Annotated in this window: 13 protein-coding genes; 2 read left to right on the forward strand and 11 right to left on the reverse strand. The window is 53.2% G+C overall.

Annotation, left to right across the window (positions count from 1 at the left end):
* Together DFQ01_RS18835 and DFQ01_RS18840 are read right to left on the reverse strand one after the other, a co-directional pair.
* A complete protein-coding gene (locus DFQ01_RS18835) occupies nucleotides 1-1,788 on the reverse strand; it encodes an ABC transporter permease (RefSeq protein WP_110045451.1) in 1,788 nt (595 codons plus the stop codon).
* The gene (locus DFQ01_RS18840) at nucleotides 1,785-3,008 is read right to left on the reverse strand and encodes an ABC transporter substrate-binding protein (RefSeq protein ID WP_245946789.1); all 1,224 of its coding nucleotides are present in this window, start codon (nucleotides 3,006-3,008) and stop codon (nucleotides 1,785-1,787) included. The genes DFQ01_RS18835 and DFQ01_RS18840 overlap by 4 nt, the downstream gene beginning before the upstream one ends.
* A gap of 276 nt (nucleotides 3,009-3,284) precedes the next feature.
* Here DFQ01_RS18840 and DFQ01_RS18845 point away from each other — a divergent pair, with 276 nt between their 5' ends.
* Entirely contained in the window at nucleotides 3,285-4,754 is a 1,470-nt protein-coding gene (locus DFQ01_RS18845) for an FAD-dependent oxidoreductase (RefSeq protein WP_110045452.1), read from the forward strand.
* Between the two features lie 93 nt (nucleotides 4,755-4,847).
* Complete coding sequence (locus DFQ01_RS18850; RefSeq protein WP_110045453.1) at nucleotides 4,848-5,756, forward strand: AraC family transcriptional regulator; 909 nt, start codon at nucleotides 4,848-4,850, stop codon at nucleotides 5,754-5,756.
* Nucleotides 5,757-5,828: 72 nt separating this feature from the next.
* Here the strand turns inward: DFQ01_RS18850 and DFQ01_RS18855 are convergent, their stop codons facing one another.
* The 9 genes from DFQ01_RS18855 to DFQ01_RS18895 form a co-directional block, all read right to left on the reverse strand.
* Complete coding sequence (locus DFQ01_RS18855; protein ID WP_110045454.1) at nucleotides 5,829-6,593, reverse strand: GDSL-type esterase/lipase family protein; 765 nt, start codon at nucleotides 6,591-6,593, stop codon at nucleotides 5,829-5,831.
* A 212-nt stretch (nucleotides 6,594-6,805) separates the two neighbouring features.
* Complete coding sequence (locus DFQ01_RS18860) at nucleotides 6,806-7,852, reverse strand: oxidoreductase (protein ID WP_174812726.1); 1,047 nt, start codon at nucleotides 7,850-7,852, stop codon at nucleotides 6,806-6,808.
* 289 nt (nucleotides 7,853-8,141) lie between these two features.
* Nucleotides 8,142-8,756, reverse strand: a complete 615-nt coding sequence (locus tag DFQ01_RS18865) for a flavin reductase family protein (RefSeq protein WP_110045456.1) — start codon at nucleotides 8,754-8,756, stop codon at nucleotides 8,142-8,144.
* A gap of 17 nt (nucleotides 8,757-8,773) precedes the next feature.
* On the reverse strand, nucleotides 8,774-9,385 hold the full coding sequence (locus DFQ01_RS18870) for an alpha/beta hydrolase (RefSeq protein WP_110045457.1): 612 nt from the start codon (nucleotides 9,383-9,385) through the stop codon (nucleotides 8,774-8,776).
* On the reverse strand, nucleotides 9,385-10,335 hold the full coding sequence (locus DFQ01_RS18875; RefSeq protein ID WP_110045458.1) for a ring-cleaving dioxygenase: 951 nt from the start codon (nucleotides 10,333-10,335) through the stop codon (nucleotides 9,385-9,387). Before DFQ01_RS18875 ends, DFQ01_RS18870 begins: the two co-directional genes overlap by 1 nt.
* A 149-nt stretch (nucleotides 10,336-10,484) precedes the next feature.
* Nucleotides 10,485-10,937: a MarR family winged helix-turn-helix transcriptional regulator gene (locus tag DFQ01_RS18880; RefSeq protein ID WP_281272026.1), complete on the reverse strand. Its 453-nt coding sequence runs from the start codon at nucleotides 10,935-10,937 to the stop codon at nucleotides 10,485-10,487.
* 900 nt (nucleotides 10,938-11,837) lie between these two features.
* The gene (locus DFQ01_RS18885) at nucleotides 11,838-12,476 is read right to left on the reverse strand and encodes a glycerol-3-phosphate acyltransferase (RefSeq protein WP_245946790.1); all 639 of its coding nucleotides are present in this window, start codon (nucleotides 12,474-12,476) and stop codon (nucleotides 11,838-11,840) included.
* Nucleotides 12,473-13,573 (reverse strand): glycosyltransferase family 2 protein, encoded by a 1,101-nt coding sequence (locus tag DFQ01_RS18890; RefSeq protein ID WP_110045459.1) that lies wholly within the window; start codon nucleotides 13,571-13,573, stop codon nucleotides 12,473-12,475. The genes DFQ01_RS18885 and DFQ01_RS18890 overlap by 4 nt, the downstream gene beginning before the upstream one ends.
* Before the next feature lie 161 nt (nucleotides 13,574-13,734).
* A complete protein-coding gene (locus DFQ01_RS18895) occupies nucleotides 13,735-15,489 on the reverse strand; it encodes a methyl-accepting chemotaxis protein (protein WP_110045460.1) in 1,755 nt (584 codons plus the stop codon).
* Nucleotides 15,490-15,593: the final 104 nt, after the last annotated feature.

Genomic DNA, 15,593 nt, shown 5'->3' on the forward strand with positions numbered 1-15,593 from the left:
CTATTGCCCTCCAATTCCTTGTGTCAGATCCGCCTTGCCGAAGCGGACGGCAACGATATATACAACAATGACAATCGCGATAATCATCATGAGGATGACGTTCGTCAACTGCTCGTAGCCCTTCTCCGCATAGTAGAACGTAAGTGTCGTCAGCGTCTCCGTCCGCGGCGTGACGAGCAGAATGATTAGCTCCATCTCCTTCATCGCACTGATGAAGACGAGCAGGAAGGCGGATACAAGACTTTTGCGATTAAGTGGCAGCAAGATGCGCCGAAACCTCGTGAACCAGCTGGCCCCGCCGATCTGCGCCGCCTCCTCCAGCTCTCGACCGATCTGCATCATCGAGGCGCTGCCCGCCTTCACGGTGAACGGCAGCTCCTTCACGACTGTAATGACGATGAGCAGCGTTATCGTACCGTACAGCGCCGGGATGAACAGCGTCGGCTTCGCAAACATCGAAATGTAGATCGCAGCGAGTGAGATGCCCGGCATCAGATACGGCAGGAACGACACTTGGTCAACCGCCCGTCCGAGCCATGACTGCTTGCTTCGCGTCACCACATAACCGAGTATCAGACCAATAACGGCAGCCAGTACGGCTGCGACTCCCGCGATGTAGAGCGAGTTGCGCAGCGCCAGCTTGAAGATCGGGTTGCGAAGCACCCCTTTCTCGCCGGTATTAATATTAGGATCGGAACCGCCCGACCAATAGTGCATCGTCAGATTGCTCAGGCTGTAGTCGCCTTCCTTGAGCATGAACGATTGCAGCAGCAGGATCAGAAGCGGCACGAGAGCTGTCAGTATCATAACGACAACGGTGACGACTGCCACCGGATGCTTCCATTTCCCTAGCGGCGTCAGCGTCTTTGCGCTATCCTTACCGGTTACGGTAACGAAGCTGCGCCGACGGCCAATGACGCGTTGATTCATATAGATCGTCAACATGGAGATGAGCATCAGCGTCAGGCTGAGCACGTTCGCCTCCGTCGTCAGACGCGACCGCATGCTCGAATAAAGCATCGTCGAAATCATATGGAAGTTAACAGGCGCCCCGAGCAATGCGGGTACACCGTAGGAGCTGATCGCTTTGGTGAATATCAAAATAAATCCCGACAAAATCGACGGCATGACGAGCGGGAACACGATCCGGCGTAAAATCGTCAATCGCCGCGCTCCCGTCACGCTTGCCGCCTCTTCAAGCTGACTGTTCATCGAGCTGAGCGCAGCGCCGACGAGCAGGAAGAAAAAGACGCTGTCGTGAATCGACATCGTAATGACGATCGGAACGAAGCCGTACGACACGTAGTCCGGCAGCGACACATGCAGCAGCGATTGCAGAATGCCGGGCGTTCCGCCGATTTTGCCATTTTTGAAGAAAGTAAGCCATGCCTGAGACAAAATCCACGACGGCAATAAGTACGGGATGACAGCTAGAAACGTAATCGTCTTCTTCAGCGGCATATTCGTCCGCACAACGAGCCATGCAAGCCCGCAGCCCATTACCATCGACAATGCCGATACCGCGAATCCAACACTGAGCGAGTGCATAATCGGTTTGTAAAATAGCGAGTAGCTCATGTCGCTCGCCAGTACCCGCTCCCAGTGGTACAGCGTGAAATGCCCCGGGTTCGCTTCCCCCGTTAATCTTGTATCCTGCTGCCGCCAGAAGAAGGTCGTCGATACGATTCGCATCACGGGCCAGATGATCGTATAGGACAGCAAGAAAAGTGCAGCAATCCCGATCAAATGAACGGGATTGCGCAACCAATTGAACATACGGTTCGTCATGAATTGTGCTTAATCCAGAAGTCGCGCACTTGCGGTGCTGTGTTGTACAGCTTCTCGCCGTCGAACAGCCACAGGTTCAGCTCTTCGAACGCAACATCATTTTGTGTCTTCACGTCAGAGCGCGGTACCCATGAACCGAGCTTGTTGAATGGTTCCATGCCTGCACCCGTACCATCCTTTTCGCCCATCATCCAGCGGATGAACAGCTTCGCTGCTGCTTCATGCGGCGCTTTGTTCGCGATGAACAGGTAGCCCGAGTCCGGTACGGACGTTTTCGGCTGAATGTCGAGAATCGGCGCGATCGTCCAGCCGTTCTCTTCGTTCTTCGATACGTCGCCCGATACCGCGAGACCAACTGCATCACTTTTTGCCTTGCCGATGGCATCAAGAACGTCGTCGCTTCCTTTGAGCACGATCAGGCCGTTATCGAACAGCTGCTTGATGAACGCATAACCTGCGTTTTCCGTGCCGTTCAGCTCGATGTCTTTGCCGAATTTCGCTTTGTAAGCTGCCGCCATGTCGTCGCTGTTAATGACCATCGTCGTGAATAGGTCCATGAACGCTGGCGAGCTGAGCGGATCAGCCGTGTACACCTTGCCTTTGAACTCAGGCGTCGTCAGGTCCCACCAGTTCGTCACTGGCGCTTGCGAATAAGTCGATGCGTTATAGAAAATCGTACGGAACTCCACGTAGTTCGCGTATGCTTCAGCTTGCGTGCGGTAAGGCTCGTCTACCATTGGCGCGAACTCTTCCGGCAAATATTTGATATAGCGGCCTTGTTTGACCATCTCTTCATAGACCGCACCGCTAACTTCTTTCGTTAAGATCACGTCTGGGTTGAACTGGCCTGCGTCCTGTTCCTTCGTCACTTTATCCATCATCTCGTCGGATTTGACTTTGCTGACTTCAACCTCGATGCCCGGATACTGCTTCATGAATGTCTCTGCTGCATCATTCGCGCGTCCCGATGTCGAGTAGACGATCAGCTTGCCGCCTTCCTTCGCTTGTGCGTACAGCTCCTCTACCGTCTCGGTTGAAGCTGCTGCGCTTGCATCGCTGCCATTGCCAGCGTTGTCTGCGGCTGGCGCAGCCGTATCAGCGGATGCGTTCGTCTCCTTCGAAGCAGGCTCGTCCTTACTCGTTGTACCGCACGCTGTCATGAGCGTAATCGCGCAGATCAGCATGATCATCGCAAGCAGTGACTTCTTCTTGTGATACATGAAACTGTTCCTCCTAGCGACGGACCGTTTGTCGGATCGTCTCTTAAGTTTTTGTACCGCTTGCCTATGACTATAGAGACGATTTGTAAAACGAATGTCATGGTTATTTGGAGATTTAGTAAAAAACTATCACTTCTTCAAAAATGAAAGTTTTCTATCATATCGAACAGTCTCAACAACCGCCTCACTCCGAGAAAAATGCAGATTGCTGTAGGATTTTCTGGTTTAAGGTCGAATTTCCCATAAACAACCTATCTATTCCAACTGGAGGGACTAATGAAAAAATCCAAATCAGCACACCAACTACGTCCGCTCGTTTGCTTTCTGCTGGCCTTCGCGCTGCTGCTGAGCAGCAGCAGCGTCACGAATGCACCGGAGTCAGAGGCGGCAGCTGCCACTTCAACTTCATGCACAAGCCCCTGCCAACACTACGATGTTGTCGTTATCGGCAGCGAGATAGAGGGTGTTCTGCTGGCGCAAGCCGCGCACAAGCTCGGGAAAAGCGTGCTTATCCTTGATCCGCGTGCCAAGCCCGGCGGCCAGCTCATCCAAGGGCAAATGCTGGTGCTCGACGAACCTCATGATGCTAGCAAAAAAAGCCTTGTACAAGGCGAAATGAAGCGGCTTTTTGACGGCTACAATAACAAATCGATTCGTACCGTGGAGGAATTCACGAAGTACTACAACGGACTTATCCAATCCATCCCGCTGCGGAGCAGCATTACGATCCAGTCGGTTCAGACGACCGCTTCAGGAACGAACTCACGCACCATTCAGTCCATTACATACAAGGCGAGTGACGGCAAGCCCTACACCGTATCAGCCACCTATTGGGTCGAGAATACAGACTTCGCAGCCTTAACGAGCAAGCTTGATTTGAAGCGAATCCCTGGAACGGAGTCGTTGTTCAAGGGCGGCGGTCCTGAACCGGAATATATGGCAGCCACCTACATGCTGAAGGTCAAGAACGTGGATTGGAACGAGCTGCATGCGGCAACACTGCGTGATTATCCACTGACCAATCTAGCAAAGAAATACGGACCCGGCACATACGTCGACTGGAACTTCGGCACAGGCTTCAGCAACCTGACGGCGAACTATAAACCGAAGGATTCGCAGCTCAAGCTGCGCGGACTTAATACTACGTATCAACGCAATGGAAAAGTCATTATTAATGCGCTTCTTATCTATGACGTGAACCCTTCAGACGCCAAGTCAGTGAGCAGCGCCGTGAACAAAGCCAAGAATGAAGCACCTTATATTCTGCAATTTCTGCAGAAGAACATCCCGGGCTACAGCAAGGCGCAGCTCGACACGCTGCCCGACTACTTGTATATTCGCGAGTATGATCGGTACGAATCGGAATACGTGCTGAAGCGCGACGATCTGCTGAGCAAGCGCATGTTCTGGGATAATGTCAGCATTGGCGGTTACCCGATCGATGTGCAAGGTACGCGGCGTTTTCCGAGCGGACAAGGTCTTGGCAATACGGACCGCTACGGCCTGCCGCTGCGCTCGTTCGAGATTAAGGGCGTCGACAACCTGCTGACCGCCGGCAAAAATGCCGGTGCCGAAGCAGCCGCTTACGGCAGCGTGCGCATCCAACCGAATACTGGCCTCGCCGCTCAGGTGATCGGCATTATGATCGGCCGGGAGAAGAAGCCGCTGCGCAGCCTGAATGCTGATGACTTCAAGCGGATCCATCAATATTTGAAGAAAGATTATAAGATTCAGGTGCAAAGCTAGAAAAAGCAATTATCGTCAAGAAACGAACATATGATCCGTGTACAATAGGTTTCAGCAGCAGGAGCACGGCAGTCAGGAGGTTAGGTTATTCGCATGAATCGCGTCAGAGAGGATTACCCCAGAATGGTTCAGACCACAATTGATTATGCGGAGGAGCACTTGGATGAGGAGCTGTCCCTATCGCGGCTTGCGCAGGTCGCAGGGTTCTCCGACTTCCACTTCCATCGCGTCTTCCAGACCATGGCGGGAGAAACGGTGATGGATTATGTGCGCAGGCGGCGCCTAGCCGTATCGGCTTATCGGGTCGCCTACTCGGATGAGCGGCTGCTCGACATCGCGCTCCATTGCGGCTTCCAGAACCATGAGACGTTCACGCGTGCATTCAAGCGAATGTTTGGCCGAACACCCGGCGAGTATCGCAAGCTGGGCATCAAGCCTCCACCCTATGCCAAGCTGAACGTCCTGCAGCAGCACAACAATCCTTTTGTAGGAGGAATTCAATTGGAATATCGGATCATTACGAAACCAGCGTTCAAGGTTATTGGATATGAAACAACGACGACGTCTTGCAATGGCGACAATATGCGGGAGATTCCAGCCTTCTGGCAGGACTATATTAAGCGGGGCTTGTCGCAGCAAATCCCGAATCGCATCTCGACTGAGATGGCGGAGCTCGGCATCTGCTACAACTTCAATATGGAGACGAGTCAATTCAATTACTTGATCGGCATGGAAGTCGGCACGTTCGACGGCATGCTGGAAGGTCAAGTCGCACGTGAGTTCGGCGAAGCTGACTATGCTGTATTCACGACGCCGCTCGTGGAGCCCGCTCTGTTCACACATTCCATCCAAAGCACATGGCAGAGGATCTACACCGAGTGGTTCCCGCAATCCGGTTATGAGCATGCCGGCAAGCCGGAGTTCGAATTGTACGATGAACGCAGCAACCCTGCTCGGCCGGAAATTCAGATGGATATTTATATCCCGATCAAGCGTAAATAACCGAGTGCATGAAGAAAGCCGAGACCCTCTATGGGCCTCGGCTTTTTATTTTGCCCCGTTAATAGGTTAACACTACTTCTTCAGCCCAAGTGCCGCTTCGCCAATCTCCGCGAGCAGCTGCTGGCCTTCGATTGTTGGGTGGATATCGTTCTGGCGCACATAGAGCAGCTGATTCTCTCCGAAAGCGGTGTAAGCGTCAGCGAGCACCAATGTATTGCACGTATCGGCTGTCGCAAGCGATTGAACGAGTGCTGCAAGATTATTGTTCACGAGCTGCGTCAGCAGTTGGTTCGTGAGCGTGTGCATCGGCTGATTGTTCACTTGGTATGGGTTATAAATGTTGTACACCACAATCGGCGCATCCGTTAGCGAGCGAATCTCCTCAATCGTGCTTTTTACATTGCCGAGTATGCCTGGCAATACCGACGACACAAGGCTCGCTTGCAGCTGTGCGACGTCCAAAGTGCCGCTCGTTGAGGCGCTGGACACCGCCGCCAGCAGGTCATTGTTGCCGATGCTCAGTGTGACATAGTCCGCATGCTTCAACTCTTGACGGTAGCTCTTATCGTTCTTCACCAGCTCCAGCAGCTGAGACGAGGTCAGCTTAGGAACAGCCAAGTTCGTCACCTTCAGCTTCGCCACTTGCGCCATTAGATAAGGAAAAGCGTACTGGGAAGGTGCAGAATTGTCACTGCCCAGGTTGTAGCCGTATGTAATCGAATCCCCCAGTGCTGCTAAACTTTTTCTCGCATTGTCACTTTTCGCGAATGCACTTGCAGCGAAAATGGACATCGCCAGAATCGAAACCATCATGATCGATAATACCTTGCTAAACACGAATAGACACTCTCCTTCAAAAAATAGTAGATTTCGCCCCCTATTATATACGAATGAATTGTAAATGTACGTCGAACAAGCTGTGTTTTAATTAAGTTTAGATTATCTTTAGGTTATTTTGTCAGTATTGTTCTAACGTACAACAAAGCCAGCACCGGCGCGGTACTGGCTTTGTTGTGCTGCATATGTCGGTCGCCGATGCCGGCCCATTCCTATTCCGGGATGCGGATTGTTCGCTGGCTTTCGTGGCTTTGTATAGCGTATTGGATAATACGGATTGTATTGAGTGCATCCTCCGCCGATACCGGCACAGGGCTGCCATGCTGGATTGCCTCATAGACGCCTTCATAGAACAACTCATAGCAGCCTGGCAGCGTCGGAATCGCCTCTTCAATGGACTGCTCGCCGTCCATACGGCTCAGCTTGCCGTAGGTTTCGCGGTTGTCCTCGCCCCAGCCTTCGTCGCCGGGATGCTTTCCTTCACGGAGCTGACTTTCCTGCGGGTCGATTCCGTACTTCACGAAGCTGCCCCGATCGCCGTGCAGCGTGAAGCGCGGACCGGCCATTTTGACAAGCGAGCCCGAATGGAGAATAGCCCTCATGTTCGGATAGCCGAGGATGAGATGGAAATAATCGACCGTCTGCGCCCCGTCGCGCTCAACTCTCAAATCGGCGTATACCGTCTGCGGCATCCCGAACAGATCCAGCGCCTGATCGATCAGATGCGAGCCGAGATCGTACAAAATGCCGGAGCCCGGCATGTCCTTCTCGCGCCAACGGTCCGCCACCTGCGGCCGGAACCGATCGAAATGCGCTTCGTACGTCGACAGCCGTCCGAGCATCTCCGTCTCAAGGAGTGCCTTCATGGTGCGAAAATCGTTATCCCAGCGGCGATTGTGATAGACCGCCAATCGGACGCCACGCTCCCTCGCCAGCGCGATCAATTGTTCCGCCTCGTCCGCCGTTACCGTGAAAGGCTTCTCGACGACGACATGCTTGCCAGTCTCAATCGCTTTCTTCGCATAGTCCACGTGCGTCGTATTCGGCGTGCAGATGACAACGAGATCGACGTTATCCTCCGCCAGCATCGTATCGATGTCTGCATAAACCTTTATATGAGGGTAAGTCTGATGTACCTTAGCCGCATTCGAAGAAACGGCAGCCGCAAGTTCCAACCCTTCCACTCTCTCGATTATAGGGGCGTGAAACACTGACCCTGACAGGCCGAAGCCTACGATGCCAACTCGAATTGTCATGATGATCGTTCCTTTCGCGCGTATCCCCGCAAGGACAGTTAAAATGTTTCATCAGTATAACGGTCGACTCCAAGGTTGTCTACATAAGACCATTACCGTACAGTTCCTTCGTCTCAGGATGACAACGACACTTACAGCCAGTATATCCATACCCTTTGACCGTATGAAAGACACCGTTCTTTCTCTTCGCACGTAAAAAAGACGAGCTTCCGCTCGTCTCAACATTCCATGAAAGCCCGGGCATTCTAGGTGTCCACGCGGTAGAATCGTCTGGGGTCCTTCCGCTTCAATCTTAACTCGGACGCTCGATGACGAATACGTCGCCGAGCTTTGCGTAGAAGTCGCCCGCTAAGCGGCTGATCGGCTGCAATGCGACTGGATCGATATGGCCTTTGCCGTCGTAGACGGACTCCGAGACGTGGTACTGGACGATTCGGCCAATGAGCAGATCGGCTGCTGGCGCGCCTTCTAAGCCGCCAACCGGAATAGCCTGCTCGAGCACGCATTCCATGCGGATATGCGCCTCTTCAATGCCCGGCACAGCGATTCGATCGCTCGCGACCGGCGTCAGTCCCGTCAGCGTTACTTCACTTTCGTCCGGCGGCAGGCTCGCTGCTGTCCGATTGACCTGCTCCAAGTAGGAGCTGTCGGTAATGTGGACGACCATCTCGCCACGCGCGATCGCATTGCGGGAAGTGTCCTTGCGCTCTCCTGCCTTGCGCTGAACAGAAACTGCAATCATCGGAGGGTTCGCCGTTACGATCGTGAAGTAGCTGAATGGCGCGGCGTTCAGTACGCCGTCCTCGGACAGCGTACTGACAAAGGCAATCGGCCTCGGGATGATGCTGCCAATCAGCAGCTTGTAGTTGTCCCGTTCGGTTATCGCAGTCGGATCAATCGCTATCATCGGACTTCCTCCTCTTCCTATTTCACGAAATTGAGCTTAAACCATTGCGCTGCCGCTTCCGCTTCCGTCTGTGTAAGACGATGGCCCGCACGTTCCCAGTGAACATCCACCAAGGCGCCTGCTTTGTCGAACAGCTCCTCCAGCTCCTCCGTCTCTACCGGCGAGCAGATCGGATCGTTCTCCCCTGCGCCGATGAAGATCGGCACGCCGGCCAGATCCGGCAGCTTCACGCCGCGGCGCGGCACCATCGGATGGTGCAGAATCGCGCCTCTCAGCGATCTTGCGTAGTGGAACAACAGGCTGCCTGCAATGTTGGCGCCGTTCGAGTAACCGACGGCAACAAAGTTGCTGCGATCAAGCCCATAATCAGCTGCCGCTTGATCGAGGAAATCGTAGAGCTCCGTCGTGCGGAATACGAGATCCTCCTCGTCAAAGACGCCTTCCGCGATGCGGCGGAAAAATCGCGGCATCCCATTTTCAAGCACATTGCCTCTTACGCTTAATATCGATGATGTCGGCGAGATCAGCTCCGCGAGTCCGAGCAAATCCTGCTCGGTACCACCCGTACCGTGAAACATCACGAGTACGGGCGCTTTAGAATCCGAACCTTGCTTGAAAATATGCTTCATTATTTGTCACCTTCCAATACCCGCACTTCAATCGGCGGCAAGAGTGATTCGATTACGGTACGTTTTGGCTCATACCATTCTGGCAATTTCAGCTCTTCACCAAGTGCGTCTGGCTCTTCGTCACGTGCGAATCCTGGAGGATCCGTTGCGATTTCGAACAGTATGCCGCCTGCCTCACGGAAGTACAACGCATTGAAGTATTGGCGGTCAACGATTGGCGTTGGGTGGTAGCCGTTCGCTTCAACATGTGTTCTCCAGCGTGCATGCTCCGCATCGTCAACGGCGCGCCATGCGATGTGGTGAACCGTACCCGCTCCGCCTACACCATGCTCCATTGCTTGAACGGGGACATCAATGATGTTACCAATATCCGCAGTAGATGCATAGCGTGCATATAGACCCTCTTGACCGACTTTGTGCAAGCCCATGACGTGCTCAAGCAGATGCTGCGTTTGATCTGGCGCTGTGCTGTACAGGATCGCGCCGCCGAAGCCTTTGATCGCTTTGTCGACTGGCACGCCGCCGAATGCCCACTCGCTCAGTTTACCAGCTGCGCGTTCGACGATCTCCAGTTTCAGGCCGTCACGGTCTTCGAATTGCAGGAACGTTTCGCCGAAGCGCACCGTTTGCTCGAACGAAACGTTAAATTTCGTCAGGCGCTCTTTCCAGAAAGAAAAGCTGCCCGTTGGTACAACATAAGTCGTAACGCCAACTTGACCGCCGCCGACACGGCCTTTGCGTGAGTTCGCCCATGGGAAGAACGTAATGATCGTACCTGGGCTGCCTTGTTGGTCACCGAAGTACAGGTGGTACACTTCCGGTGCGTCGAAGTTGATTGTTTTCTTTACGAGGCGGAGGCCAAGAACCCCTGCGTAGAAATCGACGTTTTCCTGTGCGTTGCGAACGAATGCCGTAATGTGGTGAATACCTGCCGTTTGATAAGTTGTCATATAGATCCATCTCCTTTTGGTAAGCCATTCTTTAAGTTCCTGTAAATTGAGAATCTTTAATTTAAGATATAAGGTATAAGTTTGCAGCAATCGGCTGCTTTGCTGGCATTGAGGCCATCAGGCAGTGCCCGTCGATCTCCTCGCTATTGCTAGTAGCCTTGCTGCGCGTGCTTGCCTAACTTCTTCAGCAGCCCGCTCGCTGCTGTACGTTCCTCTGCCGTCAGTCCGGCCAATGCATGGTCGATTACTTCGGCATGCTGCGGGAACACTCGCTCGATGAATTGCCTGCCCTCTTCCGTAATCTCGGCGTAAATCAGGCGGCGATCTTCCGTCGAAGTTCTTCGCGATACGAATTGCTTCTTCTCGAGCTTATCGACGACGTATGTGATGTTGCCGCTGCTCATGAGCACCTTGCTGCCAATCTGTTGAATCGGCTGCGGGCCCTTGTGGTACAGCAGCTCGAGAACGCCGAATTCGGTTCGGTTCAATCCATGCCGACGAATGTCGCGGTCTGCATGTGCGTTGACCCATTGGCTAGCTCTCGATAGTGCGATGTACAGGTTCAATGCGTCTTCCTTCTCGCTCATTGTACGATCTGGCATGATGATCACCCTCTGCTGTTAGCGTTGTTCGTGCGCGTCATAACTATGCATGACTTGATGCAAGTTTGTTCAAAAGCTGATGTATGCTGGTGCTCTTGTTCGCTAGATGCGATTGTGTATGAGTGTTGTGACCAGCTTGCTTAATTCCAAGCTCGATCGCTGTTCGCTATTCTTGCTTCGATCATGCTCGACACTTGATCTCGACGACCTCGTTGCTGTCGTGTTTGCGTGTCGTTCATTTATCTTGATTTAAAGATAATACAATTTAAGATACATGTCAAGCGGTTGTTTGCACAGAAAATGAAAAAAGGTTGGAATGGTCGATTCACCTCAAATCTGGTCTGCCATCATTCGTATCTCCGTCCTACTCCGCCGGCCTTTGCATATTCACTCAAGTGGTCACGATGTGCACGCAAGTGGTCATCCAACTTATCTAATGAACGGAGGACACGCTATTCGCACCCCGCCCGTAACGAATCGTGCTATAAGCCCAATGCCAACCCGACCAAACGCCACTCCCGCATTCCCTCAGTCACTCACTACCTTCTAAGGAACTGAGCAGACCTTATTCGTACCTCGCTCCGCCACTCTTACGTGTAAGGAACTCAGATGCACTTATATAGTTGGTTTCCGCGCAATTAGCGAGATTTCTGAACGAATAGTGACGGTGGAGTCCATTAGACTAACATTCGGGCGCTTCCCAGCCATATAGCGCTTCCTGAGTTCCTTAGAGCAGTTGAGCAACGTATTTACTTACACGAATCCTTAGGGCGCATTTGAGTCATGTTTCGAATAATAACTATGCGACCCGTCCCAAGCACGCCACTCTGCAGCGCTCTCCCCCCACAAACCAAACAGCATCCGCCATGCGCCGAAGCACACGCGGATGCAGCTCTCTACTCATAGCGGCGGCGTTCGGTGCTGAACGTAACGCGCATAGAAGCGACGCCACTCGTGACGATGCTTATAGCCCAGCAGCAGCACGCTAATGAGCCAGAACCATCGGATCGCATTCGAATAATTGGCTGCAATCAAGTAAACGCCGAGAAGCACCATCCCCAGCACCACTTGCACGCCATCCGTCTCGGACGAATGGAACCCCGGCCAGCTGCGGCTGATCAAACGGACGATCACGAGCAACAGCGCTAGAATGATCGCATAGGCGAGCGATGCAGCGAACGCGGTCAGCGCACTCCAGACACCGAAGGTGACCGCAATTGCCTTCCCACCCTTCCACCTCAGGAAGGGCGAGAACATATGGCCGAGGAGCGCGGCAGCGGATGGAAGCAGCAAGCTGCTGCTATCTGTGGCGATGGCGCCAGTGTGCAAAAGCAGCAGGATCGGCACATACCCTTTTGCCCAATCGAGCACGATTCCCGATATCCCGTACCAGCGACCTGCCGTCCTCCACAAATTCATCGCTCCAGGGTTTCCGTCTCCCTGCTGTTGTAAATCGTATCGAGCCAGCCGCCCGAGCCAATAAGAGAACATGAGCGAACCGGATAGAAACGACAGCAGCGTCCACAGGAGCAGCATCATGGCTTGCTCCTCCCTCCGACCTTGACCTGCCTGCCTTTCCAAGCGACCCGCCCGTGAAATACAACCTGATACACGGAGTACAGCATGATAAATAAGAAGAAGACTGTGCTAATGATAGGTACGGCAGGCAGCCAGATGCCGAATCTCCCCGTATAGTGAATGAAGCCATACAATTGCACGACATATACCAAGTACCCAACCGCGAGCGGCTGCCACCACGAGGTTCCGAGCAGGAATGGCGCCGTTTCCGCAGCAATCAACCCAACCAGCCACACAGCAACAAGCAGCGTCGTCCAACCGCTTAGCTTGCTCGTGCTGAGAACAGCCCCTTTGCTAAACCCTTCGATCTCGCTTCTGATGCCTCCTGGATACATGCGGAACGATACCATGCCATAGCCGATGTAATTGGTCACCGGAATGCCAGCACGTACGAATTGCGCCCCTAAATTCAGATCATCCAGCAGCTCGCCTTTGATTCCCTCATGACCACGCGCCTGTTCATAATCTGCTCTAGACGTCACTATACAAGAACCGTACAAGCCCTTATTCGGACTCGACCGTTCAAACGGCGAGGTGAAAGCATACAAGCCGAGCAAATTCGGAATGAGCGCCAGCCGCTCATAGAACCGGACCGCCTCATGATAAGGAACGACTGAGATCACACCGCCCGACTGCTCTCTGGCTGCCAGCAGCGATTTCAACGCATGAGGAGAGAGCCTTACATCCGCATCGAGAAAGGCAATCAGATCGCCTGTAGCGTGCAAATAGCCGTTCCACACTGCCCAGTTCTTGCCTGTCCACCCTTCTGGCGGCTCCGTATTCGTAATGACGCGCACGCCAAAGCGCTCTGCAATCTCACGCGTGTGATCCTCAGAGCAGTCGTCTACAACAATAACCTCAATGAATTCGTAGGTTTGAAGCTCCAATGCGTGCAGCAAGTGAGGCAGGTTACGCTCCTCATTCCTCGAAGGAATAATAATCGACAGCTTCCCTGAAATCACCGGCCCCAGCCGACTGACGGGCACCGTATTGCGGCGGAACAGAACAAAGCCTGCGGCGCACGCGCACAGCAGCAGCACGACGATTGCGGTCTCCATTCGCACCACCCCCTTCGCCTTGTTACTGTCAATATATTTCAGGAAGGGCGTTTATATGAACAATGAAAGAGATTCCAGCGGTAATAGGATAGCAGCAGCCCGTCTTCGGCATAAAAAAAGAGCCAGCAGCCGTCTTACAAACGGCTGCCGACTCCTCCTAACTACAATCTAAACTTCTCAACCGCCGCCTCCAGCCCGTCACTGTTCTGCTGAAGCTGCTCCGTCGTGTCTGCGATTCGTTTCGCCGCCGCCAGCTGGCGAGCCGACATGCGCTGAATTGCAGCTGTATTATCAGCTGCCGTGTTCGAGATTTGCGCAATCTGCTCAACCGATGCCGCAACCTCTTCAGAGCCAGCCAGCACTTCCTCCGCCGATGCCGATATTTCTTGGATTTGGCCGTTCACATGGATGAACCGCTCCACCGTCTGGTTGAACAGCAGCTCAACCTCGCCCGACAGCGTCGTTCCTCTGGTCATCTCTTCGCCGCTTGCCAGCATTCGAGCTCCGATGTTCGCCGATTCTTGTCCAATCTGCTGAAGCAGCGAAGTAATATGCATCGCCGATACCGTCGACGCTTCGGCAAGCTTCCGAACCTCACCCGCTACAATGGCAAAGCCTGCACCATGCTCCCCTGCTCTCGCAGCCTCAATCGATGCATTAAGCGCGAGCAGCTTCGTCTGGTCGGCAATGCTCGAAATCGATTGGAGCACCGGGGCGATTTCCTCCATATGCGTATTCAGCAGCTCTACCGACTTCGTTGTCTGCTGCGCTACATCTGCAATCGTGGCAACCTGCTCTCGCAGCCACTGAATCGACTGCCGACCCTGTTCTGCCGTCTCAATCGCCTCGCCTGATGCCACGGAGACACTCGTCGAAGCTTCAGATACACGGCCGATTGCGAGTGTAATTTCCTCCATTGCCTTCGCGCTATCCTCTGCGCCTACGCGCTGGTGCCGCGCGCCATCTGCAAGCTGAACCATGGACTGTTCCAGCTCCTCGTTCAAGGCAACCATCTGATCCGCTTCTGAGCGGAAATCTGTAGTCGACGTCACAAGCTGCTGCGTCGTTACTTTCACATCGCGAACGACATCGCCAAGCGTAACGCCAAGTCGTTCAACCATTTGATTCATCGCTGCATACGCATTGCCGATCTCATCCTTCGATCGAACCTGCTTCGACTCCAGCTGCGCCTTCGCTTCTGCAAGATCACCGCGTGCCAATGCCTCTGCACTATTCACCACGACAGCTAGCGGACGAAGCGCACGCGCCATTAGCACTGCAATGACAACTGCTGCAAGCAAAGTGAGTACGCCGACCAGAATGAGCTGCGGCATGCTGTCTTTCACTACCTTATGATAAATCGTCGACGATACCGATATGTCCGTATCGATACCGAGCACCCCGATCACTGTGCCATCCGCATCATGAAGTGGTGCATAAGACGATATGTAATCTCCGTATTCTGGATTTTTGATAATACCCGACTTCGCTGTCTGCCCCTGCAGTACAGCTTCAATCGCATCAGTCGGCATATCCGTTACTTCACCGATCGGCGAAGCGGAGTCTGAGTCCTTGGGCTGACCGTCGATCAATAAGATCGGCTGCTTCTTGTCATCAATCTGTACCGTGTACACATACATGGCGCCGATCCGTTCGCGATACTCGTTCATTTGTTCCCGAATCGTCCAGTACAGTTCGCTTTCCTGCTGATCCTTCAGAAATGCATCGTACGACTTCACGTCGAACTGTCCCGCATACGCCTCTGCCGTATGGATGCTGAAGCTGCCGATCGCTTCCTCGCTCGCATACCTCGTGCTTTGAACCTCAATGTAGATAAAGAAGGAAGACAAGACGATCAGTATTGCTACAATCGTAACAGAAAGCTTCATTACCAAGCGGCTTCGAAACAAAAACATGGGGATGCGCTCCTTTTGACAGTTAGTCTCGCTTGAAGTCAATCGACAGAATTTACTATATTTCAAGTCTTTTCGACAACCCTACGCTATTTCCTGCTGAGAAT

Source organism: Paenibacillus cellulosilyticus, from assembly GCF_003182255.1.
Taxonomy (GTDB): domain Bacteria; phylum Bacillota; class Bacilli; order Paenibacillales; family Paenibacillaceae; genus Paenibacillus_T; species Paenibacillus_T cellulosilyticus.